28 protein-coding genes are annotated in these 24505 nt (G+C 42.0%); 18 read left to right on the top strand and 10 right to left on the bottom strand.

The features are described from left to right. Position 1: 1 nt before the first annotated feature. Together BUC10_RS01250 and BUC10_RS01245 are read right to left on the bottom strand one after the other, a co-directional pair. The gene (locus BUC10_RS01250) at positions 2-1444 is read right to left on the bottom strand and encodes an acetyl-CoA carboxylase biotin carboxylase subunit (protein ID WP_073176103.1); all 1443 of its coding nucleotides are present in this window, start codon (positions 1442-1444) and stop codon (positions 2-4) included. A 9-nt stretch (positions 1445-1453) separates the two neighbouring features. After that, complete coding sequence (locus tag BUC10_RS01245; RefSeq protein WP_084732495.1) at positions 1454-1954, bottom strand: acyl-CoA carboxylase biotin carboxyl carrier protein subunit; 501 nt, start codon at positions 1952-1954, stop codon at positions 1454-1456. 177 nt (positions 1955-2131) lie between these two features. Here BUC10_RS01245 and udk point away from each other — a divergent pair, with 177 nt between their 5' ends. From udk to BUC10_RS01190, 11 genes are all read left to right on the top strand, one after another. Beyond that, positions 2132-2740 (top strand): uridine kinase, encoded by a 609-nt coding sequence (gene udk, locus BUC10_RS01240; protein WP_073176101.1) that lies wholly within the window; start codon positions 2132-2134, stop codon positions 2738-2740. 1 nt (position 2741) lies between these two features. After that, positions 2742-3074 (top strand): FtsB family cell division protein, encoded by a 333-nt coding sequence (locus tag BUC10_RS01235; protein ID WP_073176100.1) that lies wholly within the window; start codon positions 2742-2744, stop codon positions 3072-3074. Next, positions 3067-4464, top strand: coding sequence for a methylmalonyl-CoA mutase subunit beta (locus BUC10_RS01230; protein WP_073176099.1), 1398 nt, complete (start codon positions 3067-3069; stop codon positions 4462-4464). The genes BUC10_RS01235 and BUC10_RS01230 overlap by 8 nt, the downstream gene beginning before the upstream one ends. Beyond that, the gene (gene scpA, locus BUC10_RS01225) at positions 4457-6520 is read left to right on the top strand and encodes a methylmalonyl-CoA mutase (protein WP_073176098.1); all 2064 of its coding nucleotides are present in this window, start codon (positions 4457-4459) and stop codon (positions 6518-6520) included. The genes BUC10_RS01230 and scpA overlap by 8 nt, the downstream gene beginning before the upstream one ends. A gap of 135 nt (positions 6521-6655) precedes the next feature. Continuing rightward, the gene (locus BUC10_RS01220) at positions 6656-7429 is read left to right on the top strand and encodes a ParA family protein (protein WP_073176097.1); all 774 of its coding nucleotides are present in this window, start codon (positions 6656-6658) and stop codon (positions 7427-7429) included. Then, positions 7430-8341 carry a ParB/RepB/Spo0J family partition protein gene (locus BUC10_RS01215; protein WP_073176096.1) on the top strand — a complete coding sequence of 304 codons (912 nt, stop codon included), beginning with the start codon at positions 7430-7432 and terminating at the stop codon, positions 8339-8341. Further along, positions 8334-8975, top strand: a complete 642-nt coding sequence (locus BUC10_RS01210; protein ID WP_073177038.1) for a DUF5683 domain-containing protein — start codon at positions 8334-8336, stop codon at positions 8973-8975. The genes BUC10_RS01215 and BUC10_RS01210 overlap by 8 nt, the downstream gene beginning before the upstream one ends. A 3-nt stretch (positions 8976-8978) precedes the next feature. Then, positions 8979-9680 (top strand): 4-hydroxy-tetrahydrodipicolinate reductase, encoded by a 702-nt coding sequence (dapB, locus tag BUC10_RS01205; RefSeq protein WP_073176095.1) that lies wholly within the window; start codon positions 8979-8981, stop codon positions 9678-9680. A 48-nt stretch (positions 9681-9728) separates the two neighbouring features. After that, on the top strand, positions 9729-11462 hold the full coding sequence (lepB, locus tag BUC10_RS01200) for a signal peptidase I (protein WP_073176094.1): 1734 nt from the start codon (positions 9729-9731) through the stop codon (positions 11460-11462). Positions 11463-11514: 52 nt separating this feature from the next. Further along, positions 11515-12150, top strand: a complete 636-nt coding sequence (locus BUC10_RS01195) for a WbqC family protein (protein WP_073176093.1) — start codon at positions 11515-11517, stop codon at positions 12148-12150. After that, entirely contained in the window at positions 12143-12457 is a 315-nt protein-coding gene (locus tag BUC10_RS01190) for a DUF6122 family protein (RefSeq protein ID WP_073176092.1), read from the top strand. The genes BUC10_RS01195 and BUC10_RS01190 overlap by 8 nt, the downstream gene beginning before the upstream one ends. Here BUC10_RS01190 and BUC10_RS01185 read toward each other — a convergent pair. The 7 genes from BUC10_RS01185 to BUC10_RS01155 form a co-directional block, all read right to left on the bottom strand. Next, positions 12440-13162 carry an endonuclease/exonuclease/phosphatase family protein gene (locus BUC10_RS01185; RefSeq protein ID WP_131819027.1) on the bottom strand — a complete coding sequence of 241 codons (723 nt, stop codon included), beginning with the start codon at positions 13160-13162 and terminating at the stop codon, positions 12440-12442. The two genes, BUC10_RS01190 and BUC10_RS01185, sit on opposite strands and share 18 nt — an antisense overlap. Before the next feature lie 302 nt (positions 13163-13464). Beyond that, positions 13465-14331, bottom strand: coding sequence for a rhomboid family intramembrane serine protease (locus BUC10_RS01180; protein WP_073176091.1), 867 nt, complete (start codon positions 14329-14331; stop codon positions 13465-13467). Continuing rightward, a complete protein-coding gene (locus tag BUC10_RS01175; protein WP_073176090.1) occupies positions 14332-15066 on the bottom strand; it encodes a rhomboid family intramembrane serine protease in 735 nt (244 codons plus the stop codon). Further along, complete coding sequence (gene mutL / locus BUC10_RS01170; RefSeq protein WP_073176089.1) at positions 15066-16910, bottom strand: DNA mismatch repair endonuclease MutL; 1845 nt, start codon at positions 16908-16910, stop codon at positions 15066-15068. The genes BUC10_RS01175 and mutL overlap by 1 nt, the downstream gene beginning before the upstream one ends. Continuing rightward, positions 16910-17110 (bottom strand): riboflavin synthase subunit beta, encoded by a 201-nt coding sequence (locus tag BUC10_RS01165; protein ID WP_313784275.1) that lies wholly within the window; start codon positions 17108-17110, stop codon positions 16910-16912. The genes mutL and BUC10_RS01165 overlap by 1 nt, the downstream gene beginning before the upstream one ends. A 194-nt stretch (positions 17111-17304) precedes the next feature. Further along, positions 17305-17781 carry a 6,7-dimethyl-8-ribityllumazine synthase gene (ribH, locus tag BUC10_RS01160; RefSeq protein WP_073176087.1) on the bottom strand — a complete coding sequence of 159 codons (477 nt, stop codon included), beginning with the start codon at positions 17779-17781 and terminating at the stop codon, positions 17305-17307. Between the two features lie 4 nt (positions 17782-17785). Next, positions 17786-18547 (bottom strand): tetratricopeptide repeat protein, encoded by a 762-nt coding sequence (locus BUC10_RS01155; protein WP_073176086.1) that lies wholly within the window; start codon positions 18545-18547, stop codon positions 17786-17788. 128 nt (positions 18548-18675) lie between these two features. On the opposite strand from BUC10_RS01155, the gene recF reads away from it, so the two are divergent. Genes recF through BUC10_RS01135 form a run of 4 tightly spaced genes read left to right on the top strand, consistent with a single transcriptional unit; the run spans position 18676 to position 21022 of the window. Further along, positions 18676-19755: a DNA replication/repair protein RecF gene (recF, locus tag BUC10_RS01150; RefSeq protein WP_073176085.1), complete on the top strand. Its 1080-nt coding sequence runs from the start codon at positions 18676-18678 to the stop codon at positions 19753-19755. Position 19756: 1 nt separating this feature from the next. Then, a complete protein-coding gene (locus tag BUC10_RS01145) occupies positions 19757-20179 on the top strand; it encodes a lipocalin family protein (protein WP_073176084.1) in 423 nt (140 codons plus the stop codon). After that, the gene (locus BUC10_RS01140) at positions 20179-20475 is read left to right on the top strand and encodes a DciA family protein (protein WP_073176083.1); all 297 of its coding nucleotides are present in this window, start codon (positions 20179-20181) and stop codon (positions 20473-20475) included. Before BUC10_RS01145 ends, BUC10_RS01140 begins: the two co-directional genes overlap by 1 nt. A 25-nt stretch (positions 20476-20500) precedes the next feature. Next, positions 20501-21022, top strand: a complete 522-nt coding sequence (locus BUC10_RS01135) for a GNAT family N-acetyltransferase (RefSeq protein ID WP_073176082.1) — start codon at positions 20501-20503, stop codon at positions 21020-21022. Between the two features lie 35 nt (positions 21023-21057). On the opposite strand, the gene BUC10_RS01130 is transcribed toward BUC10_RS01135, so the two are convergent. Continuing rightward, positions 21058-21477 carry a nucleoside-diphosphate kinase gene (locus tag BUC10_RS01130; protein WP_073176081.1) on the bottom strand — a complete coding sequence of 140 codons (420 nt, stop codon included), beginning with the start codon at positions 21475-21477 and terminating at the stop codon, positions 21058-21060. 211 nt (positions 21478-21688) lie between these two features. Between BUC10_RS01130 and BUC10_RS01125 the strand changes: the two genes are divergently transcribed. The 3 genes from BUC10_RS01125 to BUC10_RS01115 are packed head-to-tail and all read left to right on the top strand — an operon-like array spanning position 21689 to position 24370. After that, on the top strand, positions 21689-22705 hold the full coding sequence (locus tag BUC10_RS01125; RefSeq protein WP_073176080.1) for a DHH family phosphoesterase: 1017 nt from the start codon (positions 21689-21691) through the stop codon (positions 22703-22705). Then, entirely contained in the window at positions 22702-23259 is a 558-nt protein-coding gene (gene gldI, locus BUC10_RS01120; RefSeq protein WP_073176079.1) for a gliding motility-associated peptidyl-prolyl isomerase GldI, read from the top strand. The genes BUC10_RS01125 and gldI overlap by 4 nt, the downstream gene beginning before the upstream one ends. A 4-nt stretch (positions 23260-23263) precedes the next feature. Continuing rightward, complete coding sequence (locus BUC10_RS01115) at positions 23264-24370, top strand: peptidylprolyl isomerase (protein ID WP_073176078.1); 1107 nt, start codon at positions 23264-23266, stop codon at positions 24368-24370. Positions 24371-24505 lie beyond the last annotated feature (135 nt).

Genomic DNA, 24505 nt, shown 5'->3' with positions numbered 1-24505 from the left:
ATCAGTTTGCAGGTAGTTGTACTATTTTTTGGTCATTCAGGTATTGATACAAAGCCATCAAGGCTGCTACTTCAGCTTCCTTTCTACTTTTTTCTTGGATAGCTTCCGGAGCATAGTAATTCTTAACAAAATGCGTGTCGAAATTCCCGGACCGAAATGCTTCGTGCCCAAATACGAAGGTTCCGAAAGGCAAGGTGGTCTGTACTCCTTTTACTTTATAGTTTTGAATCGCCTCCAACATCAATTCAATAGCTTCCTCCCTAGTTTTACCATAGGCAATAAGTTTGGAAAGCATGGGATCGTAATAAATGGGGATATCCATCCCTTCATCAAAACCATTATCAACCCTTATGCCTTCTCCTTTCGGAAGTATATAGGTTTCCAGGGTACCAACACTGGGCAAAAAATCATTCAAAGGATCTTCTGCATACACCCGAAGTTCCACGGCATGCCCATGAATTTTAAGTTCCTCCTGTTTCATAGGGAGGGTTTCTCCCCTGGCCACTTTAATTTGCAGCTCTACCAGGTCAACCCCGGAAATCAATTCCGTTACCGGATGCTCCACCTGCAATCGAGTATTCATTTCCAAGAAGTAAAAGTTCAGGTCGGCATCCATTAGAAATTCCACCGTTCCGGCTCCCACATAATCGCAAGCTTTGGCCACTTTGGTTGCTGCAATCCCCATTTCGTTTCGCAGTTCCGGAGTCAAAATGGAAGAAGGTGCCTCCTCGACCACCTTTTGATGCCGTCGTTGGACACTGCACTCGCGCTCAAAAAAATGCAGTACATTTCCATGAGTATCCGCCATCACCTGAATTTCAATATGCCTTGGGGAAGTAACGTATTTTTCCACAAAAACGGCCCCATCTCCAAATGCAGAGGTAGCCTCGCTTATGGCCCGTTCCATTCCAGAGGCCAGATCTTTCTCTTTTTCAACGATTCTCATCCCTTTTCCCCCACCACCGGCTGAAGCTTTGATCAAAACGGGGTATCCTATCTCTTTGGCAATGGTCTTGGCTTTGGTAACATCGGTAATGGCCTCATCTATTCCCGGTACCATGGGGATGTCATATTTCTTCACCGCCTCTTTTGCAGCTAGCTTGCTTCCCATGATTCGAATAGCCTTGGATTTAGGTCCAATAAAAGTGATTCCGTTCTTTTCCACGGCCTCAGCAAAGTCCGCATTCTCGCTTAAGAAACCATAACCGGGATGGATTCCGTCGACATGCAGGTTTTTTGCCACCTCTATAATCTTATCCCCCAGAAGGTAGGACTGGTTGGAAGGAGCTGCTCCAATACAAACCGCTTCGTCCGCAAATCGCACGTGGGGGGCGTTCCTATCAATTTCAGAGAACACGGCCACTGTCCGTATACCCATTTTTTTTGCGGTCCGCATTACCCTTATGGCTATCTCCCCGCGATTGGCAACCAATATTTTTTTCATCTTAAGTGTTTATTCAAATTCAATGAGTAATTGTGCCTTGTCCACCACATCACCCTGCTTCACTGCTACATTTTTAATAGTTCCCTTTCTAGGTGAAGTGATAATGTTCTCCATTTTCATGGCTTCCAGGATGAGAAGTTGTTGGTCTTCGACCACCTCTTCCCCTATTTTAGCGGAGATTTCCAAAATTAGGCCTGGCATGGGAGCCGATATGGAATCAATATTTTTTGAACCGTTGACTGCAAATCCCATGTCTTTGATGAGCTGATCCAGAGGTGTTCCTACAATGGTATCGTATTCATTCCCATTGATTCTGATTGTATATGTCCGATTTTGGAAGTCGACCTCCAAAATCTCGATACGATAGGACACACCTTCCTTTAGAAGATGAAAGGTGCCGATCCCGGTCTGGAATACATCCAAACCATCCACTTGGTCCTTCGCTAGTGAAAAATCTAAGTTTCCATTAACATTGACCGTAAAGGAATTTTCCATATAAAAAGTCGTCATAGGTTGTGTATATAAATATAAGATTATGAGCTAATCCCTAGCAAATCTAAGCCCATTAACTTTCAGGATTTATGACAATAATCATTCCCCTATCTCTAAATATGGGCTAACTATGCACTGGTATTGATCCTATGAAAATCTTATCAAATGCTTACTTTTGGGGGTAAACTATTAGGTATGCTGATTTTGGGAATAGCCGGGGGAACCGGTTGCGGAAAAACCACGGTAGTGAACCAAATTGTGGAAGAACTACCAGATAATGAAGTGGGTGTTATTTCCCAGGATTCATACTACAACGATCTTGCACATTTGACCAAAGAGGAACGTGGACAAGTCAATTTTGACCATCCCAATTCCATCGATTTTGACTTGTTGATCAAGCATCTTCAATTGCTTAAGCAAGGAAAGTCGATTGAAAAACCTATTTACTCCTTTGTTGAGGAGACCCGACTGGATGAAACCATACTAACGCCTCCTAGGAAGGTGATGATCGTTGAAGGAATACTGGTACTGAGCAACCCAAAACTGAGGGAGATGTTCGACATAAAAATATATGTGCATGCTGATTCTGATGAACGTCTTATTAGAAGATTACAGCGGGACATTCGGGAACGCGGTCACGACTTGGAAAAGGTTCTCTCCCGTTACCAGACAGCTGTGAAACCTATGCATCAACAGTTTATTGAGCCGTCAAAAGAGTTTGCTGATATCATTATCCCGAATAACCACTACAACACGGTAGCGGTGGATATGGTAAGGACCATAATTAATGAAAGATTGGGGTAAAATGGGCCTAAGTGGGTTAAAAAATAAAAAATGGTTTCGCTTCGCAAGGAATATTTATGTCCTTGTACTGACAGCTTTTGTGATATGGATGTTTTTTTTCGATGCCAATTCCTTGCTCATTCATCGGGAGTTGAATCAAGAAATCAAGAAGTTGGAAAAACAAAAGGAGTTTCTTCAGGGTGAAATAGACAAGGACAAAAAGGTTCTGGAAAAACTTTCGGACAAGGAAGAGCTGGAAAAGTTTGCGAGGGAAAAGTATTATATGAAGAAAGAGAACGAGGAGATTTTCCTAATCGAATACGAGGACAGCCTAAAAACCAAAAAAAATGAGTGATTCAGGTTTGTTTAGCGAATTCCCATCTGTGACCGCCAAACAGTGGAAACAGAAAATCCAGTTCGACCTTAAGGGAGCCGATTATAATGACACCCTAGTATGGGAATCCAATGAGGGTATCAAGGTGAAGCCTTTTTACCATTCCGAAGACCTCGCTGAAAATACCGCTCCTCAACTCAAATCCTCAAATTCTTGGAAAGTTGGGCAAACCATATATACAGGTGATGCCAAGAAAGCGAACACCAAGGCATTGGATGCGTTGCAACGGGGAGTCGAAAGTATCATTTTTGATGTTCCGGACACCGAAGTTGATTTTGGTGCTTTATTGGCTCAAATCGGTGTTTCACGAATACCCTTGCATTTTCGATTTGGGTTTTTGGATTCTAGAGCCATAGAAAACCTATATACCTCAGTTGGAGGAAAAAAGACCAACTTCCATTTGCATACAGACCCTATAGGAAACCTCGCAAGATCAGGGAATTGGCACCATAATCTTCAAAGGGACCATGAAATTCTTGAAACTATTGGACAACAGGCTGTAAAGTACCAAACAGAAACATGGTTGGGTGTTGACCTTTCCCTGTATCAAAATGCCGGTGCCAATGCAGTACAACAATTGGCATATGCCATTGCCCATACGAATGAATATCTGAATCATTTCCAAAAACGTCATGAAAACGGACAAGGCATACCTATAGCAGTCAACTTTACCGTTGCCATCGGCGGAAATTACTTTTTCGAAATAGCAAAGATCAGAGCTTTAAGATGGTTATGGAAAACCCTAAATACCGCGTATTCCTATAACTACAGGAGTCATATATTGGCATTACCCTCCAAACGCAACAAGACTTTGTATGATTACAATGTGAATATGCTTAGGACCACATCCGAATGCATGTCAGCAGTTTTAGGGGGAGCGGACACTGTTTGCAATCTTCCTTACGATGCCCTTTACCATAAGGACAATGAATTTGGGGAACGAATTGCAAGAAACCAATTGTTGCTCTTAAAGGAAGAAAGCTATTTCAAAGATGCCGGCAAGGCTTCTGAAGGTTCCTATTACATTGAAACCTTGACCAAACAATTGGCCGAAAAAGCATGGAAACTGTTCCAACAAATTGAAAGTTCCGGAGGGTTCCTGTCCGAACTTAAAAAAGGAGCTATCCAAAGAAAAATAAAGGAAAGCGCTGATAAAGAGCAAGAACAGTTCAACATGGGACAATTAAAACTCCTTGGTACCAATACCTACCAAAATCCAAAGGATCTTATGAAAACTGAGCTGGAATTATACCCCTTCGTAAAATCCCAGCCCAGAAAAACTTTATTGGTCCCTATTATCGAAAGGCGTTTGGCAGAGGAAATGGAACAAAAAAGATTGGAAGATGAGTAGAAAGGATTTTAGCCATATCACCTTGGCAGGGCAAACTTCTCAAAAGGCAAGTCCTAATTCGGATTTTGCCGCTGGGATTTCTCCCTTTTTACGTGGACCCTATTCCACCATGTATGTCCGCAGACCTTGGACCATCCGTCAGTATGCAGGTTTTTCTACCGCAGAGGAGAGCAATGCATTTTATAGAAGGAATCTGGAAGCTGGGCAAAAAGGTCTTTCGGTGGCCTTTGACCTTCCCACCCACCGAGGTTATGATAGTGACAACGAGCGGGTGGTTGGGGACGTTGGGAAAGCCGGTGTGGCCATAGATTCCGTGGAGGACATGAAAGTGCTTTTTGATGGGATTCCTTTGGATAAAATGTCTGTATCAATGACCATGAATGGTGCAGTTATCCCAATCATGGCCTTTTACATTGTAGCGGCTTTGGAGCAAGGAGTTACTATGGAAAAACTGTCCGGAACCATCCAAAATGATATTCTAAAGGAGTTTATGGTTCGGAATACCTATATCTACCCGCCAGCACCTTCTATGCAATTGGTGGCGGATATTTTCGAGTTTACCAGTCAACATATGCCCAAGTTCAATAGCATAAGTATCTCAGGTTACCATATGCACGAAGCTGGAGCTCCCGCAGCCATGGAACTGGCCTATACTCTTGCCGATGGTATTGAATATATAAGAACAGGAATAAAGGCCGGTTTGAAGATTGACGATTTTGCACCTCGACTATCCTTTTTCTGGGGGATTGGCATGAATCATTTCACGGAAATTGCAAAGATGAGGGCAGGACGGATGCTGTGGGCCAAATTGGTTGAGGAATTCCAACCGCAGAACCAAAAGTCGCTGATGCTTCGTACCCATAGCCAAACCAGTGGATGGAGCCTGACCGAACAAGATCCATTCAACAATGTGGCAAGAACGACCATAGAAGCTATGGCCGCTGCTTTTGGCGGTACCCAAAGTCTACATACCAATGCTTTGGATGAAGCTATAGCCCTGCCAACAGATTTTTCGGCTCGAATAGCCAGAAACACGCAGATTTATTTGCAGCAGGAGACCCATATCACTAAGACTGTGGACCCATGGGCCGGAAGTCATCTGGTGGAGAACTTGACGCAGGAAATCGCCAATGATGCATGGCGACTTATCCAAGAAGTAGAGAAACTGGGAGGGATGACCAAGGCAATCGAAGCTGGAATCCCAAAGATGCGTATTGAAGAAGCCGCTGCAAAAAAACAAGCGCGGATAGACAGTGGGCAAGACACCATTGTCGGTGTTAACAAGTACATCTTGGAGGATGAAGATGAACTACAAATTCTTGAGGTTGACAACGATAAGGTAAGGAAACAACAAGTGTCCCAATTGCAACAAATTAAAAAAACCAGGGACGCCGAAAAAGTCTCCATGGCATTGAAAAATATTGAATTGGCCGCAGGACAGGCGATGAAAAACACTAAGGAGCGTGAAAATTTGTTAGCTTTAGCCATAGAGGCCGCGAAAGTCAGGGCGACCCTTGGGGAAATAAGCAATGCTATGGAAACGGCATTTGGTCGCTACAAAGCGAAAATCCAATCTTTTACAGGCGTGTATTCTAAAGAGATTAAAAACGATAAAAGTTTCGAAAAGGCCAGAAAAATGGCCGATGAGTTTGCTGCCGAAGAAGGAAGACGTCCACGCATCATGATTGCAAAGATGGGACAAGATGGACATGATCGCGGAGCAAAAGTAGTTGCAACAGGTTATGCCGATCTTGGTTTTGATGTGGATATAGGACCCTTGTTTCAAACCCCTAAAGAAGTTGCCAAACAGGCTGTGGAAAACGACGTACACGTGCTGGGTATATCTTCACTGGCAGGCGGACATAAAACCCTTGTTCCCGAAGTAGTGAAAGAACTCAAGGGACATGGACGCGAGGACATAATGGTCATTGTGGGTGGAGTCATCCCCAAGCAGGATTACGACCACCTTTTTGAACATGGGGCAGTTGCCGTATTTGGACCTGGTACCAAGATCAGTGATGCAGCCATTGATATCCTAAAGATTTTGATGGACTGAGAGCACTTAACCATCTAACAATTATAACTTTAACTTTCTTTAACGTCCAATGCCAAGGTTATTCACCTTCTGTTAACAAAATACATTTTTTAGCGTCTTAAATAATCGTATTTTTAGCCCCTAACTTACTATGAAATGGGCAAGATTATTGCTATTGCAAATCAGAAGGGTGGTGTTGGAAAAACAACCACCACAGTTAACCTTGCGGCCTCCCTTGGAGTGTTGGAAAAAAAGGTGCTGTTAATTGATGCCGACCCCCAGGCCAATGCAACTTCTGGATTGGGTATTGATGTGGATGGAGTTGAGAAAGGCACGTATCAATTGCTGGAACATACTATGGGAGTGGATGAGGTCATTATCACCACCGATTCCCCGAATGTGGATCTAATTCCGGCACATATAGACCTTGTGGCCATAGAAATTGAGCTCGTGGACAAGGATAACAGGGAATACATGCTCAAGGAAGCATTGCAAGGTCTGGGAGACCGCTATGATTTTATTTTAATTGACTGTGCCCCTTCACTTGGATTATTGACCTTGAACGCGCTCACCGCGGCAGATTCGGTTATGATTCCCATTCAATGCGAATATTTTGCACTTGAAGGTCTTGGAAAACTGTTGAATACAGTAAAAAGCGTACAAAAAATACACAACAACGACTTGGATATCGAAGGCATGCTACTAACCATGTACGATTCCCGTCTACGACTTTCCAACCAAGTGGTTGAGGAAGTAAAAAAGCATTTTGCGGATATGGTTTTTGATACTATCATCCAAAGAAATGTGAGGCTAAGTGAAGCGCCCAGTTATGGCGAAAGCATTATAAAATATGATGCCAGTAGCAAAGGGGCCACCAATTATCTTAACTTGGCCAATGAAATATTGAAAAAAAACAAGGAGAAAGTTTAAATGGCGAAAGCAACCAAAAAACAGGCTTTGGGAAGAGGCCTGTCCGCCTTATTGAAAGATCCGGAAAATGATATTCAATCCGTTTCCGATAAAAACGCGGATAAGGTCATTGGGAATGTAGTTGAACTGGAAATCAATTCCATTGAGGTAAATCCATTTCAGCCCCGCTCCAATTTTAATGACGAAACACTCAAAGAATTGGCCAGTTCCATTAGAGAATTGGGCATTATTCAACCCATAACGGTAAGAAAGTTGGATTTCAACAAATTCCAACTCGTGTCTGGGGAACGACGTTTCAGGGCATCTAAATTGGTAGGGCTAAAAACGATTCCGGCTTATATCCGTATTGCCAATGATCAGGAATCCTTGGAAATGGCCTTGGTCGAAAATATCCAACGACAAGACCTCGATCCTATCGAAATTGCTTTGTCATATCAGAGATTGATCGATGAAGTTCAGGTTACCCAGGAAAAGCTGAGCGACCGTGTAGGTAAAAAGCGTTCCACCATTACGAACTACCTTCGTTTACTAAAACTGCATCCTATCATTCAAACAGGAATGCGGGATGGTTTTGTAAGCATGGGGCACGGACGGGCACTGATCAACATCGAGAAAAAAAAGGACCAAATCAATATCTACGAAAAAATTGTTTCCGACCAGCTCTCAGTTCGGGAAACGGAGCGGTTGGTAAAAGCCTATAAGGAGTCCAAGAACAAAGATGGGTCGGGTAAAAAACAGTCATCCTCCAACGAAGTCCCAAATTTCGTAGCCAAAGGCATGGATGCTTTAAAATCACACCTTTCTACCAAGGTGGATATCACTACCTCTTCAAATGGAAAGGGAAAAATTGTAATTCCTTTTCATTCCAAGGAGGAATTCCAGCGTCTAAAAAAATTGTTGATTGGTGAATAAGGCATTTTTTCTTTCCTGCTTTTTGTTTTTTTTTCTGCACTTTTCTTTCGCTCAGGAAGACGGGGTACAACCGCCTCCACCTGAAATCGATTCGCTTGCCCAAGACTTAGAGGGAAAGGGCATTACCATTGAAGAGGTTACCTATGAAAAGAAAAGAATAAATCCTCTGGCGCCAAGTAAGGCTGCGTTCTATTCAGCCATTATTCCTGGATTGGGGCAGATTTATAACAAACGATATTGGAAGGCACCCTTAGTGTGGGGAGCCATTGGTACGGGGATTTACGTATACTCCTTCAACAATACCGAATACAACAGTGCCCGGGATGCCTTCAAACGCAGGCGAGCGGGTTTCACGGATGATGAATTTTACGATATTAATGGGGATGGAAGTGGCCCTGACATTTCTTTAGAGGCCTTGCAAGATGCCCAAGAGAGTACGCAACGGGATCGGGATTTGGCGCTTTTGATAACCATAATGCTTTATGCACTCAATGTTATTGATGCCAATGTGGACGCCCACCTGAAACAATACAATGTAGATGAAAACCTGGCCATTGACTTTAAACCTTATTTGGATTTGAATCCACTGACCAACACTCCCAACTATGGAATGGCGCTGGTCGTTAAATTTTAGCCTATGAATATTGGACTTTTTGGATATGGCAAGATGGGCAAAATGATTGAGCAAATAGCTCAACAACGTGGACACGCCATAGTGGCAAAGGTTGATGTGGAAACAGAAGAAATTTCGTTTAAAACCATGGATGTGGCCATTGATTTCAGTACTCCGGATGCGGCCTTTGGAAACATTACGCAATGTTTTGAAAACAATGTTCCGGTCATTTCCGGAACCACCGGTTGGTTGGATAATTACGAAAACGCCTTAGATATCTGTAAACAAAAACAAAGCGCATTTATTTATGCATCCAACTTTAGTTTAGGGGTAAATGTGTTTTTCGAGCTCAATGCCCAGCTGGCCAAAATGATGAAAGGCTTGGATCAGTACAAAGCCAGTATGGAAGAAATCCATCACACCCAAAAGTTGGATGCGCCAAGTGGCACTGCCATCACTTTGGCAGAGGGAATTATTGCTAATACGGAATACAAAGAATGGAAATTGGAAGAACAAGGCGATAAAACCATTCCAATAACCTCCAAAAGAGAGGGTATGGTTCCAGGTACCCATACTATCAACTATGAGAGTTTGGTCGATACGATTGAAATCAAGCATACCGCTCATAACCGTGAGGGTTTTGCGCTGGGGGCTGTTATTGCAGCGGAATGGATCAAAGGGAAAACTGGTGTTTTCTCTATGAAGGATGTGTTAAATCTCAATTAAAATTAGTAACAACAATCAAGACTTGAAGTCTTACAAATAAACTTTTCTATGGACGGAACACAGTGGATCATTTTTATCCTGATTATTCAGGTCATTCACTTCCTTGGGACCTGGAAACTTTATGTGAAAGCGGGCAGAAAGGCTTGGGAAGCTGCCATACCGGTTTATAACGGAATTGTGTTGATGAAAATCATCAATAGGCCATGGTGGTGGGTACTACTTTTGTTTATTCCAATAATTAATCTGTTAATGTTCCCAGTGGTCTGGGTAGAAACCATCAGGAGTTTTGGAAAAAACAAACTATTGGATACTTGGGCGGTACTTTTGACCCTTGGGTTCTACATCTACTATATCAACTATGCCGAGGATGTAGAATACATTAAAGACAGGGACCTTAAGCCAAGAACAGGGCTGGGAGAATGGGTGAGCTCCATTATTTTTGCCATTGTTGCCGCCACCTTTGTCCATACTTATTTTATTCAACCCTATGTAATTCCAACCGGATCTCTGGAGCGCACGCTTCGTATTGGTGACTTCCTTTTTGTGAGTAAATTTCATTATGGGGCCAGAGTACCCATGACAACCTTGGCCGCTCCCATGGTTCATGATACCTTACCACTGCTTAAAACAAGATCCTACATAGCCGATGTTGACCCTGCCACCTACAGGACTTCTTGGAAAAATAAGTTACAATTGCCTTATCTGCGCCTACCCGGATTCAACACGGTCAAGAAAAACGACATTGTGGTGTTCAGCCTTCCATCGGATACCCTTTATCAGTTTTTTAGGGCTGAACGAGCTGTAAAAAAACCCATCGATAAAAAATCCAATTATGTAAAACGATGTGTGGGAACTCCAGGAGATTCACTTTCGGTAGTACAAGGAGATGTGTATATCAATGGAGAAAAATTGATTTTGTCCGATCGTGCCAAGCCTATGTACGAATATTTTATCTATTCTCAGAAAGGGGTTTCCTCAAGACTACTTCTAGATCTTGGTATTGATGAATTCGACCGCACCTATGTATCCAACAACCCCATTAGTGGGAATCAGCAAAGCATCCTGCAGCAAAACGGATATCGCATTTATTCGTCCAACGTCATCATTGCATCAAGTAAGGGTATAGATCCTGCAATGATACGTTCACTTCGCTTATCCCTCAAAGAGATTACTGACCGTAAGCGTAACGCAAATATGACGGATGAAATGGTTGAAAGTTTACGTTCAAGTGGTAAGGTGGATTCTGTGATTAAGACCATGGAGCCAAAAGGTGTTTATGCAGGAGCTTTCCCGCAGAAACCCAACCTATACCCTTGGAACAATGACAATTTTGGCCCCATCTATCTCCCAGAAAAGGGAGCGACCGTTGAGATCAATGCCCGGACCATACCCCTGTACAAAAAAATCATTAGGGATTATGAGTACAATGATGTGAAGGTTTCGGGTCAAAAGGTATTTATTAATGGCGAAGAGGCCAGTTCGTATACCTTTAAACAGGATTATTACTGGATGATGGGGGACAATCGTGATCATTCGGAGGACAGCAGGGCATGGGGCTATGTTCCTGCCAACCATATTGTGGGCAAGCCTGTTTTCCTTTGGTTGAGCTTCGATAATTTCAAGGAGGGACTATTTAATTGGAAGCCTAGATGGGACCGTATCTTTACCACCGTTGGGGGAAGTGGAGAACCGGTTTCCTATTTAAAGTATTTCCTCATGGTCTTGGGCGGTTGGTTTGTATTTGATTTCGTTAGAAAAAGAAGAAAGAAGAAAACAGATTAAATCGTTTAGTCTTTAACCCTACCATTTCCACTGGGGGCCGTTCTAAAAAACTATGTCGAAAATTCTGCTTCATCCCTGCTATTTTCCAAGCATTGCGACTTTTTCCGTGTTAGCTCAAAGAGAGGTTATCTGGGAGGCGTATGATAATTTTCAGAAGCAGACCTACCGCAATCGATGTTATATCTGCACGGATCAGGGAAGGCATATGCTGAACATTCCCATTAAGCATGTTGGAGGAGATGAGGGAAGACAAAAATATCGCGATGTACAACCGGATACTTCAACCAATTGGCAACGACTGCATTGGCGTTCCTTAGAAACGGCATATCGCACCTCTCCTTTTTTTGAGTTTTACGAAGATGAAATAAGGCCACTCTTTCAGCAGCCCTCGAACAACTTGCTCGATTTCAATCTAAATAGCATTACTACCATTGCAGATTGCCTGGGCATCTCCGTTTCAACGGAGCAAACACAAAAGTTTGAAGCTAAACCAAAAGGAATAGCGGATGGGAGATTTTTAGTGATCGCTAAAAGTAGTTTAAATCTCAATAGCGAAGTTTATCCCCAAGTTTTTGAGGATCGTCATGGGTTTATTCCCAATCTCAGCATCCTTGATTTGTTGTTCAATGAAGGGCCAAACTCATTGTTATATCTAAGAAATATGGCCTTAGATTTTCTAGATGCTTAGGTTCTTAGTTCACTATGGTATTCATTTTCTGGTGCCCGTCGCGATTGGCTTTCTTTTTTTTAAGGAACAGAAGATAAAAGTGACCTTAGTTCTTTTAGCTGGAATTGTTATCGATATTGATCATTTATGGGCTGAACCCATTTTTGATGCCAATCGCTGCAGTATTGGTTTTCACCCCTTGCATGGCTATTGGGCCATTTCGGTTTATGTGCTCTTAACCTTGTTTAAGCAAACAAGGCTAATTGGGGCAGCATTGCTCATTCACATAATTGCGGACATTTCCGATTGTCTATTTCTTAAGACGTAGTGTGGCCATAATCGGGTAATGGTCCGATAACCGTTCAGTGTAGTTTTTATGGGCAATAACTTCAAATTCTGGGTCGGTAAGGATATAATCGATTCGTAAAGGAAATCCCTTTAAACTGTACGTTTTACCAAATCCGTTTCCTTTTTCCAAAAAAGAATCGTTTAAACCTCCAGAAACGGTTTTGTACACATGAGAAAACTGGGTATTGTTGAAATCTCCACAAACTATCGTTTTATATGGGCTTTTGGCCCTATGTTCATTTAAAATTTTAACCTGTTCCTGTTGCTTCGCAAATGTGCTCACCAATCGCTTATAGTTCTTTTCGGACTGATCACTTGAAAAAGTTCTTGAGGAAGGAACAATTTTAAAGGATTCTAAATGTGTGTTGTAAACTCTAATGGTGTCGGTGCTCACAACCAAGTCGGCATAAATAATATTATTTGATGTTTGCGGTAAATTCAACGAGCCATTATTTATTATTGGGTATTTCGATAATATTGCCTGGATAGTCCTTTTGACTGTTCTCGAATATGGAGCTACCCTTCGATAAGGATATGTATCCAACCAATCATCACTTGTCTCATTATATTCCTGAATACAAATTACATCGGGGTCCTCTAGTACTATAAGGTCAGATATTTTGGCCTCCACATCGGGTATTCTTAACCATCCATGTTTATTAAATCCCATTACATTGTAACTCATAACTTTTAAATCCGAATCCAAAGGTTCTTTAGATTTCTCCCCGAATCCATAAAAGCTTCCAAAGGATATATATCCAAATAACAAGCTAAGGAAAGAAAGAAGAAATTGTCTTTTTCTTCTCAGCAACCAAAAAACCAAAAAGACCAGATTCAGAAAAAAAAGAAAAGGTACAAATAGGCTTAAAACCGCTAAAAATTGGGTTTCAAAAAAAGATAAGGTACTGGTAAGAAATAGTAAAAAAGCAGTAAATAGGTTTACGGCATAAATTAGTTTATTCCAAATTTTGGATTTTTTCCTCAAACTCAATCTTCTTTACCCGCTTTGAACAAAAAGTCTTTTTCCGATTTTGAAAGACTCTCGTAGCCAGACTTACTTATTTTATCTAAAATGGAGTCAATTTTTCTCTGGTGGGCTGCTTTATCATATTCACTTTGCTTTTTGCCCCTAGATTCGTTTTTCTTATAAACTGTTTTAAGGGGACCTTTTTTCTCCCTTGGTTTAAAAAGCTGCTCAATACCTTTCCAAAGTTTAGTGAATCCCGCACCGATATCGGTGCCATTCAGTAGTTGCCTAGCATAGATATACCCCAATAGCGCTCCTCCCAAATGAGCCAATCTCCCTCCGACATTCCCTCCATAGGGTATCTGAATTAAATCCACCAACACAAAAAATAGACCTACATGCCACAGTTTTACGTTGAAAAAGATAATCCGCACCTCTTGGTTGGGAATATAGGCACAAACAAAAATCAGAATGGCTGTAACCCCAGCGGAAGCTCCTATCAAGGCCGTATTGGAATCCAATAATGTTGGGAAAATATTATAACTAAGGAGGAATACCAGCCCCCCTATAAGGACTCCTAAAAAGTACACGTTGAGAAATCGCTGGTTGTCAAAAAGATTTAGAAAAATGCGTCCTGCAAAGTACAGCATGATCATGTTCCAAAAAATATGACCAAAGCCAGCATGAAAAAAGGAATAGGTTACCAAGGACCAAGGTTGGCCAAAGAATTCACCAAAATCCTTTGGCAACTGAAACCAATCGGATACGGAACTGCCATATAGTGCTTTGGCCAAGCCATCCAGAATAAAGATCAGCACATTGATTGCAATCAGTTTTTCCGCTATGCTTAAACGTGCAAAATTATATTGGACACCGCCCTTAGCCATCTAATCCCATCTGTTTTGGTTAAACTCATTTTTTTTCCAGTACCACATCATCACAAAGCCAATCAACGCTCCCCCGATATGCGCAAAATGGGCAATTCCCGTATTGACATTCCCTATTCCAAAAATTAGGTCTCCCAATAATAACAAGGGAACAAAATACTTCGCCTTTATCGGAACCGGTAAAAATATCAACATGAGCTTTGCCTCTGAATACATAAAGGCAAAAGCTACCAAAATTCCATATATCGCCCCAGAAGCCCCAACGGCTGGGGTATTATAGGCACTTAAAAAATTATCTATGGTACTTCTGGGAGCCAAATTATACCAATCAGGGCTATACTTCCCCTGACTTAAGATATCTAGTACCTGACTTTCGGACATGCCGGAATTGACCAGTGCACTTAGCCCCTCATGAAACAGATAAAAATTAACTCCGGAATGTAACACAGCAGAACCCAATCCAGCGGAAAAATAGAAGAACAAAAACTTGTTTCTTCCCCAGACCTGTTCCAAAGGTGTACCAAAGGCCCATAATGCATACATATTAAAAACAATATGCATTAGACCACCGTGCATAAACATGTGGGTTACAACCTGCCACCATTTAAAGTTTATATTTTCTGGAAACCATAATGACAACCACTGATACATCTGGTCACCATAGATTTGGGTGGCAAAAAACAGGATCACATTAATGATCAAGAGATGTTTTACGGCCTCGGTCAATCTACCCATTAGCTAAATTTTTTATCGATATCCCCTTCGGAGATAATGGTATATGTCAATTTTTGAAAAGGGCTTAAAGCAGGCTCCTTGCATCCGAACAAATCGTTCACCAATGCCAATTGTGATTCCTGATCCAGAACTTCTCCTGTTTTTACTGCCAAATTACGCGATAAGGTCTTGGCCAACATTTCTGCCTGGGACATTGCAGCCTCCTGGTACCCCTCACGGTAATCAGCAATAATGCGATCCAATACCGTGCCAATTCCACTTTCGGAGACCAATATAGGTACCCCTGTTACTTTTACAGTCTCTTGATCCAAGTTTTCAAACGCGAATCCTACATTATTTAAACTTTCACGCACTTCTTTCAAAAGCGATAGCTCCTGAGGCGAAAATGAAAGTTCCAAGGGGAAGAGCAGTTGTTGACTTACCCCTTCCCTAACGGTGATTTCCTCAAGGAATTTTTCAAAAAGTATGCGTTCATGTGCCCTATTTTGATGTACCACCAACATCCCAGATTTAATGGTACTCACCACAAATTTGCGTCGAAGTTGAAAAGTGGTACCCGCCTGTGCTTCTAGCTCATCATCAGAATAAAACGTTCCCTGAACTTCCATTTCTGCTTCAACCGTAAGACTGCTGAAATTATCAGTTTGCTCCGATGTTAGTCCCTCATAAAGGTTCTCCCATCCCTTAACGTTTTGCTTTTGGTAGCCAGATTGACCACCAGAAGATTTCCTTGATTCCTGAAAGGGATTAAATGCAGCATCAACGGTAACTTTGGGCAATACGGCCCCCTTTTCTTTGTATGCATAAGGCGTGTCCAAATTTGGATCATGTTCAAAGTCCAAGACTGGAGCTACATTAAACTGCCCCAAACTGTGCTTGACCGTGGAACGTAGGATGGCATATAGGGTATGTTCGTCATCAAACTTGACCTCTGTTTTGGTTGGATGGATATTGATGTCAATTGATGACGGATCCACATCCAAATACAAAAAATAACCTGGGTATTGGTCTGACTTGATCAGACCTTCAAATGCGGACACTACGGCATGGTGTAAATACGGACTTTTGATGAATCTATTATTCGCGAAGAAAAACTGCTCTCCCCTGCTCTTTTTGGCAAATTCCGGCTTAATGATAAATCCGGATATCCTCACCACTTCGGTCTCTTCCTCAACAGGAACCAAACGCTCCTTCATCCTACTCCCGAACACATGGCTTATCCGTTGTCTATGGTTCGCTACAGGAAGATTGAAAATTTCGGAACCGTTGTTGTAAAAGTGAAATTCAATGTTGGGATGGACCAAGGCCACCCTATGGAATTCATCCGTAATATGTCGTAACTCCACCAGATTGGATTTCAGGAAATTACGACGGGCGGGGATATTAAAAAACAAGTTTTTTACTGCTATCGAGGTACCTTTCGGGGTGGCAACCACCTCTTGGGAAATAATTTTACTCCCCTCGATCTTCAAATGTGAACCCACTTCAAGTTGTTCGGTCCTTGTAAGCATATCTACATGGGCTATAGCCGCAATGGATGCCAAGGCTTCCCCCCTAAAACCCTTTGTTTGCAGATTGAAAAGATCCTGCGCATTGGAAATCTTTGAGGTGGCATGGCGTTCAAAAGAGAGACGGGCATCTGTTTCGCTCATTCCCAGGCCGTTGTCCACTACCTGAATCAAGGCCTTCCCCCCATCTTTAACAATCAATTTAATAAGGGTAGCACCAGCATCAATGGCATTTTCCAACAATTCCTTCACTACGGACGCGGGCCGCTGAACCACCTCCCCTGCTGCGATTTGGTTGGCAACATGGTCCGGTAAAAGTTTAATGATGTCGGCCATTAGGAAGTCAGGAATATGGATAAATCGAAGTCTATAATGTAGAGAAACAGCGCTATTAAGACCACCACAATTATTAGGAAACGAAGCTTTAGGTTTCTGTCACCTTCCGTCTTTAGATCATCCATGGCAGAGGTGATCTTGTTTTTAAGTCCTCTTTGGGTGTGGGCCGTACTTCGGTATTTATCGAGTTTATGTTCCATTTTATAAGGACTTCCTTCGCCTTTATAATAGCGAGGAGAATAGTTATATGTTCGGTTTTTCCTAAGTTTTAGAAAATTTCGCATTTCGTCCTTTTCAGTGTAGACTCAAAGGTACTTAAAATCGAAAAGCAAGTGGAACACGCCATGCCAAAAAATGTTAACACTCCAAAGCTTGGTCCTTGGTTCGAAACTGTCTAAATGCTGGCCATTTTTATGGCGGCAATGGCAGCTTCGGTTCCCTTGTTCCCATGCTTACCGCCACTACGATCTATGGACTGCTGTAGATTATCATCAGTAAGCACGCAAAAAATCACGGGTATATCGTATGCGATATTAAGGTCTTTTATTCCTTGGGCCGTAGCGCTACATACAAAATCGAAATGACTGGTTTCACCCCTGATTACACTCCCAATGGCGATGACGGCATCCACCTTTTGCGAAGTCAACATTTTTTTACAACCAAAAGTAAGCTCAAAACTTCCTGGAACATTCCATCTTAAAATATTGTCTGGAAGGGCACCGCAATCGGTAAGTGCCTCAAAAGCTCCTTGGTAAAGCGCTTCGGTAATGGTTTCGTTCCATTCAGAAACAACAATCCCAAACCGAAGATTCTTCGCATTTGGGATTGCTGCCTTATCGTAAACGGATAGATTTTTATTTTCAGTGGCCATGATGCTAGTTTTGGGCCAGCCCAATCAACACCTCTATTCCATTGGCTTCCTGAGCGGATGAAAATTCATCCTTTATGCGTTCAAAAAATCCAAGTGCCTTGTCTTTTTGTCCTAGGTTCATTGCCAAAACCCCTGCCTTGTAAAGAAAACGTGGGGTAGTATAATCATTGGTACTGTGCGAAACAGCTTTTTCGTAGAAATCCAATGCATCTTCCTGTTGGTTCAATTGGGAAAAAGCATCACCAATTCCACCTTTTGCCATGGCTCCGAGCACCTCATCGTCGGAGGAAAAGCCATCCAATTGCGCAATGGCCTCATCGTACTGCTGCAAATTCAGATAGGTCATTCCTGCTGAGTACTTGGCCAGGTTAGCGGCTTTCGTCCCTTTATATTCCTCTATAATATCAAGAAAACCATACTTACCCTCAGCTCCGTTAAGTGCCAAGGTAAACAGGGAATCCTTTGCGGTCTCGCTGGTAAGCGCTTGATCAAAATATTGTTGTGGGTAAAAAAGCTCATTGGCCGCCGAGGCCTCCTTTGGCTTTTGGATAAACTCATTATAGCCCAAGTAACCCAATACTGCAATTGCGATGGCCCCAATTGCTCCCAAAATATAGTTCTGGTTCCTTTGAACCCAAGCTTCGGTTTTGGATGCACTTTCGTCCAAGGTGCTGAATACCTCTGCTGTTGTGCTGTTCTGCTCATCCAACTGAACTTCCTCTGCCTTGTTTTTTGGTTTAAAGCCTCGCTTCTTGTATGTTGCCATCCTTCATTTTATTAATCGCGCAAAAATAAAGTTTTTATCCAAAACCAAAAGGCAATTTATTCGTTATTTTTGGAATCTTTAATCGCTTTGCGGCCTCTTTAAATTCTTTTAGCCCCTTTAGCTTTTCTATGTTTTTAAAGCATTTATCCTTAGTCAATTATAAAAATTTCGATTCCAAAATTCTAGAATTCGACCCGGTGATCAATTGTTTGGTTGGAGATAATGGTGTGGGTAAGACCAATATTTTGGACGCGATCTATCATTTGGCTTTTGGCAAAAGCTACTTCAATCCTGTTGCCACTCAGAACATCAAACACGGAACGGATTTTTTTGTAGTGGAGGGCACTTTCGAAAAGGAAGAACGAAACGAAAAAATCATCTGTAGCTTCAAAAAGGGTTTAAAAAAGGTCATAAAACGGAACGGAAAGGCCTATGAAAAATTCTCGGACCATATCGGCTTTTTGCCTTTGGTCATCATTTCCCCTTCCGATCGGGATCTTATTATTGAGGGCAGTGATACCCGTAGAAAATTTATGGATGGGGTAATTTCGCAATCCGACAAAGCTTATCTCCAAGACCTTATAAAGTATAATAAGGTGTTGGTGCAACGCAACTCCCTTTTAAAATACTTTACGGCCAATGCCACTTTTGATGGACAAACGCTCTCCATTTATAATGAGCAACTCCATGGACTTGGTAGCTCGATCCATAAAAAGCGTTTGGAATTCATTGAAATCTTTATTCCCATCTTTAAAGAACAATATGCCCATATTTCGGAAAAGGACGAACAAATCATGCTATCCTATCAAAGTCAACTTCAAGAAAAAAGTCTATTGGAGTTATTGGAGGGTGCTGTTGAAAGGGATAGGGCTTTGCAATATACCAGTGTCGGCTCACACAAAGACGACCTCAACTTTACCATTGGAGGGCATCCCATTAAAAAATTTGGGAGTCAAGGGCAGCAAAAATCATTCTTAATCGCTTTAAAATTGGCACAGTTCCACTTCATAAAAGAACAGGCGAAGACCGCACCTATTTTGTTGTTGGATGACATTTTTGATAAACTTGACGAACATAGGGTAGCCCAAATTGTTTCTTTGGTTGACAACGATAATTTTGGTCAACTTTTTATAAGTGACACCCATGCCGAAAGAACGGAAAACGTGCTCCAAAACATTCAGCAGAGCTATAAAATTTTTACCTTGTAGAATGGCCAGAATCCTTTTATACTGTCTTGTTTTCTTTTTGATAGGTTGCGTAGAGCACGCGATCTCTAAGTCGGATCTGCGTCATTTGAACGGATATTGGGAAATAAAGAAAGTGGAATTCCCCGATGGTCAAACCAAGAATTACGGCATGAATCCCAGTATAGATTTTATCCAATTTGATGGTGATCAAGGGTTCCTAAAAAAATTACAGCCAAAATTTGACGGAAGCTATCAAACTTCCAATAATGCCGAAGCGTTTACTTTAGTCGCATCAAACCAAGGTTATAGGTTGCGTTTCGAGCAAGATTCAGATAGCAGGGAGGAAATCTTGGTCCAGCTGGACTCCCTTACCTTCTCCATACAGAATGAAGAGGGCTTAAAATATACATATACCCGTTTTCAACCCATTCAAATTCCAAAGTAATGGCCAAAAGACACAACTCCCACCGCCATTTGAGCGAAGCGTTGAACGAGTTCATTCAGGAAAACAAGCTGCAGAAAGGAATGGACAAAGTGGACGCCCGGGAAGCTTGGGTCAATCTGATGGGAAATGGGGTTAACAATTACACCACTAGCGTAGAGCTTAAAAACGAGACTCTTTATGTATCCCTTTCATCTTCAGTGCTTCGGGAAGAACTTAGTCTGGGCAAAACCAAAATCATGACCATGTTGAATGAGGAATTGGGTAAGGAGCTTATCAAAAAAATAGTGCTACGCTAGAACACCATTTTTCAAATTGTTTTCCATGGATATCGTTACCAAAACCTCAAGATTGCTCATTCAGAAAGCGAATATGGGCGACACAGCCTTTTTCCTTAAACTCTTGAACACACCAAGCTGGATTAAATTCATTGGAGATCGTGGGGTAAAAACCGAGAAACAAGCCGAGGACTATATCCAAAACAGTTTGGTGCATTCATATGAAACCAATGGGTTTGGTCTGTTCAAAATGGTTTTGCGAACCGCACTGGAACCCATAGGAATTTGCGGGTTTATCCAAAGAGATTATCTAGATCACCCCGATATAGGATTTGCCATTTTACCAGAATATGAAGGACAAGGATACACCTATGAAGCCTGTTGTAGCTTAATGGAATACGCAAAAAAGGAACTGAACATAGAAGAGGTTTTGGGAATTACCATGCCCAACAACACCAAATCTCGAAACCTTCTCACCAAAATTGGACTTTTGGAATCCGGAAAGGTAATTCCACCTAGTAAAAAAGAGGAATTGCTATTGTTCTCCAACAAAAAAAGCCACCCTTAACGGAGTGGCCTTTTAATATATTTTGTTGTCCCTTCTTAGAACACCTCTCTGCCCGAGAAGTGGAAAGCTCCTTCTATACCTGCGTTTTCATCGCTATCGGATCCATGAACAGCATTTTCACCAATACTAGTAGCAAATAACTTTCTAATGGTACCCTCTGCCGCTTCAGCAGGATTGGTGGCCCCGATTAAAGCTCGGAAATCATCAACAGCGTTGTCTTTTTCTAGAATAGCCGCTACAATAGGACCTCTTGTCATAAATTCCACCAACTCCCCAAAGAATGGACGTTCCTTATGGATGGCATAGAATTCTTGGGCATCTCTTCTGCTCAATTGCGTGTACTTCATGGCCACAATATTGAAGCCAGCACCGGTTATTTTTTCCAAAATTGCACCAATATGACCGTTTTCAACGGCATCTGGTTTGATCATGGTAAACGTTCTATTTCCAGTCATTTGTTTAAATTTTGCGCAAACTTACTCTTTTTCGTGCAACGGGCAAACGCAAATGGCCGTGATTTGACGCTTTCAAATTACGTTCCACCTTCAATCCATTCTTCGGTCCGATTCCAATAAAGCTTTTCAACAGATCTGGCTATTTTCTCCATGGAACAAAAACAAACTTATCAAGATGAGGACTCTATGATATTATCGTATCTTTGGGCGCATGAATTTAGAGGATATCACGACTGTTAAGTCGATTCTTTCCCAGCCCCAAAAAATCGTAATTATTCCCCACAAAAACCCTGATGGTGATGCCATTGGTTCTTGTTTGGCCCTGCGTGGTTTTTTGATGGCAAAGGGATTTAAAGCGGCGATAATAAGCCCCAATGATTTTCCCAAATTCCTAAAATGGATGCCAGGTTGTGGCGCTATTTTAAACTATGAGAAGGAAAATGCCCAATCCAAAAAACTTCTGGAAGAGGCTACCGTGGTATTCACTTTGGATTTTAACCACCTCTCAAGAACCGGACAATTGGAAACCCCACTTACCGAGAAGGAGGCGGATTTCATTATGATAGACCACCACCAGCAGCCTGCTGATTACGCCAAAGTGACCTATTCCGATGTAAGTATGAGCTCTACCTGCGAAATGGTTTACAATTTCATAGAATTCCTTGGCGACGTGGACCTTATTACCAAAGATATTGCCACTAATCTATATACCGGAATCATGACGGATACCGGCTCATTTAAATACCGGTCCACCTCCAGCAGAACACATCGCGTAGTAGCACACCTCATTGATTGCGGAGCACAGAATATGGAGATTCATCAACAGGTTTTTGACGCCAATTCTCCTTCCCGTTTGCACCTTCTGGGCGTTGCACTAAGCAATATGATCATCCTGCCAGAATACAAAACTGCCTACATCACCTTGTCCCAACAGGAACTGGATGACAACAATTTCAAAAAAGGGGACACGGAAGGTTTCGTCAATTATGGGCTTACCTTGGAAGGTATTATTTTTGCAGTCATTTTTATAGAAAACCGGGAAGAAGGTATCATTAAAATATCTTTCCGCTCCATAGGGGACTTTTCGGTCAACCAGTTTGCCCGAACACACTTCAACGGTGGAGGACATGATAATGCGGCGGGAGGAAGAAGTGAACTGGACATGGAAAAAACCATAGAAAAATTCAATGAGGTATTAAAGACCTATAAAAGTGATTTGAACGCATGAAGCTATTCAAAGTCGCCGTATTGGCATTGTTATTAATCAACTGTGGAGGTCCGGAACCAAGAAAGCCCGTGGAAGTCAAATCCGGAAGTTTCTTCAAGGAATCCGTGGAACGCAACAAGGCACTTCTAGCTCAGGAAGAAGAGATAATCCAAAAGATCATAGCTCAGGATTCTCTTCACCATTACCAGACCAGTCCAAGTGGATTTTGGTATTATTTTGATGTCAAGAACGACACCTCCCAATATCACCCCCGGACGAATGATCAAATCTTGTTTTCGTACAATTTGGTTTCGTTGGCCAACGATACTATTTATTCCTCCGAGGAACTAGGACCCACCTCCTATGTTGTGGACAAGGAACGGTTGTTTACCGGGCTACAAAACGCGGTAAAACTGCTCAAAATAAATGAACGGGCCACTTTTTTATTCCCATCCTTACAGGCTTATGGCTATCACGGAGATGGGAATCGCATTGGTCCACGTACACCGGTCAAATCAACAATTGAACTGCATACTATAATTATTAATCAAGATAGTCTAAATCTAAAACCATAATATCATGAAACAATCCTTTAAGGCCCTTGTGCTATTTTCTCTAGTCCTACTGGGATGTAAATCCAGTAAATATGCTGATTTGGGTGATGGCATCTTTGCTGATATCCAAACAAGTCAAGGGGATATCCTTGTAAAATTGGAACATGAAAAAACCCCGGTAACCGTAGCCAATTTTGTATCCTTGGCCGAAGGAAACAACCCTTTTGTGGCTGATAGCGTCAAAGGCAAAAAATACTATGACGGTATCATTTTTCACCGCATTATCAAAGACTTTATGATTCAGGGAGGTGACCCAACGGGCACTGGAAGGGGTAACCCAGGTTACAAATTCAAAGATGAGTTCAACGATTCGCTCACCCACTCTAAAAAAGGAATCCTTTCCATGGCCAACTCCGGACCAAAAACAAATGGAAGTCAATTTTTCATTACCCATAAGGAGACACCATGGCTTGACGGAAGACATACCGTTTTTGGCGAAGTAATAAGTGGTATGGACGTAGTGGATACCATTGCCAATGTCAAAACCTTACCGGGTGATAAACCGGAGGTGGATGTGATCATGAACAAAGTAGAAATCGTGCGTAACGGCAAAGAGGCCAAAAAGTTTGACGCGGTTCAAATCATGACCGACTATTTTGCCGAGGAGGAAGCAGCTGTTGCGGCCTTTAAAAAAATGGTGGAAGAGTTTGCCAGTGAGTTTGCGTCTCAAAAAGAAAGTGCGGAAGAGCTTCCTTCTGGTTTGCGAATCCTAAAATTAAAAGAAGGTGAAGGCGAGCAGCCCAAAGTTGGGCAAAAAGTATTGGTGATGTATGCCGGATGGCTGCCTGATGGCACTTTATTTGACAGCAATTACGAGGGTATCGCAACTAAATTCAACAAATTTGACCTTAGGAGAAAACAAGGTGGTGGTTATTTCCCCACTCCTATGGATTATAGTCCAGAGGCAAGACTTATCCCTGGATTTAAAGAAGGACTACAATCCATGAAGGTAGGTGACAAAATTCGAGTTTTTATTCCACCGCATTTAGGCTACGGGCCACAGGGTGGTGGACCCATTCCTCCAAATTCCGATTTGATCTTCGATTTGGAAATTACCGGAATCCAAGAATAACAGCAATCGAATACTTGACATAGGCCGGGCAAAATCCCCGGCCTCTTCTTTTGTATCCAAAGCTTTGTTAAGACTGTCGCAAAAGCAAGGTGCTTCTAAATTTTATAGAGTAGTTTAGCGCAACAGAGTTTCATC

Source organism: Flagellimonas flava, from assembly GCF_900129665.1.
In the GTDB taxonomy this organism is placed as follows: Bacteria; Bacteroidota; Bacteroidia; order Flavobacteriales; family Flavobacteriaceae; genus Flagellimonas; species Flagellimonas flava.
This window is presented reverse-complemented; position numbering and strand designations above follow the sequence as displayed.

What these genes read in the sequence shown, in the direction of transcription:
- dapB (WP_073176095.1), top strand. Translation starts at nt 8,979, where the DNA reads ATGAATATTGGACTTTTTGGATATGGCAAGATGGGCAAAATGATTGAG.
- BUC10_RS01130 (WP_073176081.1), bottom strand. Translation starts at nt 21,477, where the DNA reads ATGACTGGAAATAGAACGTTTACCATGATCAAACCAGATGCCGTTGAA.
- mutL (WP_073176089.1), bottom strand. Translation starts at nt 16,910, where the DNA reads ATGGCCGACATCATTAAACTTTTACCGGACCATGTTGCCAACCAAATC.
- BUC10_RS01155 (WP_073176086.1), bottom strand. Translation starts at nt 18,547, where the DNA reads ATGGCAACATACAAGAAGCGAGGCTTTAAACCAAAAAACAAGGCAGAG.
- BUC10_RS01215 (WP_073176096.1), top strand. Translation starts at nt 7,430, where the DNA reads ATGGCGAAAGCAACCAAAAAACAGGCTTTGGGAAGAGGCCTGTCCGCC.
- BUC10_RS01220 (WP_073176097.1), top strand. Translation starts at nt 6,656, where the DNA reads ATGGGCAAGATTATTGCTATTGCAAATCAGAAGGGTGGTGTTGGAAAA.
- BUC10_RS01145 (WP_073176084.1), top strand. Translation starts at nt 19,757, where the DNA reads ATGGCCAGAATCCTTTTATACTGTCTTGTTTTCTTTTTGATAGGTTGC.
- BUC10_RS01235 (WP_073176100.1), top strand. Translation starts at nt 2,742, where the DNA reads ATGGGCCTAAGTGGGTTAAAAAATAAAAAATGGTTTCGCTTCGCAAGG.
- BUC10_RS01230 (WP_073176099.1), top strand. Translation starts at nt 3,067, where the DNA reads ATGAGTGATTCAGGTTTGTTTAGCGAATTCCCATCTGTGACCGCCAAA.
- BUC10_RS01115 (WP_073176078.1), top strand. Translation starts at nt 23,264, where the DNA reads ATGAAACAATCCTTTAAGGCCCTTGTGCTATTTTCTCTAGTCCTACTG.
- gldI (WP_073176079.1), top strand. Translation starts at nt 22,702, where the DNA reads ATGAAGCTATTCAAAGTCGCCGTATTGGCATTGTTATTAATCAACTGT.
- udk (WP_073176101.1), top strand. Translation starts at nt 2,132, where the DNA reads ATGCTGATTTTGGGAATAGCCGGGGGAACCGGTTGCGGAAAAACCACG.
- BUC10_RS01245 (WP_084732495.1), bottom strand. Translation starts at nt 1,954, where the DNA reads ATGACGACTTTTTATATGGAAAATTCCTTTACGGTCAATGTTAATGGA.
- BUC10_RS01250 (WP_073176103.1), bottom strand. Translation starts at nt 1,444, where the DNA reads ATGAAAAAAATATTGGTTGCCAATCGCGGGGAGATAGCCATAAGGGTA.
- recF (WP_073176085.1), top strand. Translation starts at nt 18,676, where the DNA reads ATGTTTTTAAAGCATTTATCCTTAGTCAATTATAAAAATTTCGATTCC.
- BUC10_RS01185 (WP_131819027.1), bottom strand. Translation starts at nt 13,162, where the DNA reads ATGAGTTACAATGTAATGGGATTTAATAAACATGGATGGTTAAGAATA.
- BUC10_RS01165 (WP_313784275.1), bottom strand. Translation starts at nt 17,110, where the DNA reads ATGGAACATAAACTCGATAAATACCGAAGTACGGCCCACACCCAAAGA.
- BUC10_RS01175 (WP_073176090.1), bottom strand. Translation starts at nt 15,066, where the DNA reads ATGGGTAGATTGACCGAGGCCGTAAAACATCTCTTGATCATTAATGTG.
- BUC10_RS01195 (WP_073176093.1), top strand. Translation starts at nt 11,515, where the DNA reads ATGTCGAAAATTCTGCTTCATCCCTGCTATTTTCCAAGCATTGCGACT.
- BUC10_RS01140 (WP_073176083.1), top strand. Translation starts at nt 20,179, where the DNA reads ATGGCCAAAAGACACAACTCCCACCGCCATTTGAGCGAAGCGTTGAAC.
- scpA (WP_073176098.1), top strand. Translation starts at nt 4,457, where the DNA reads ATGAGTAGAAAGGATTTTAGCCATATCACCTTGGCAGGGCAAACTTCT.
- BUC10_RS01190 (WP_073176092.1), top strand. Translation starts at nt 12,143, where the DNA reads ATGCTTAGGTTCTTAGTTCACTATGGTATTCATTTTCTGGTGCCCGTC.
- BUC10_RS01125 (WP_073176080.1), top strand. Translation starts at nt 21,689, where the DNA reads ATGAATTTAGAGGATATCACGACTGTTAAGTCGATTCTTTCCCAGCCC.
- BUC10_RS01180 (WP_073176091.1), bottom strand. Translation starts at nt 14,331, where the DNA reads ATGGCTAAGGGCGGTGTCCAATATAATTTTGCACGTTTAAGCATAGCG.
- lepB (WP_073176094.1), top strand. Translation starts at nt 9,729, where the DNA reads ATGGACGGAACACAGTGGATCATTTTTATCCTGATTATTCAGGTCATT.
- BUC10_RS01135 (WP_073176082.1), top strand. Translation starts at nt 20,501, where the DNA reads ATGGATATCGTTACCAAAACCTCAAGATTGCTCATTCAGAAAGCGAAT.
- ribH (WP_073176087.1), bottom strand. Translation starts at nt 17,781, where the DNA reads ATGGCCACTGAAAATAAAAATCTATCCGTTTACGATAAGGCAGCAATC.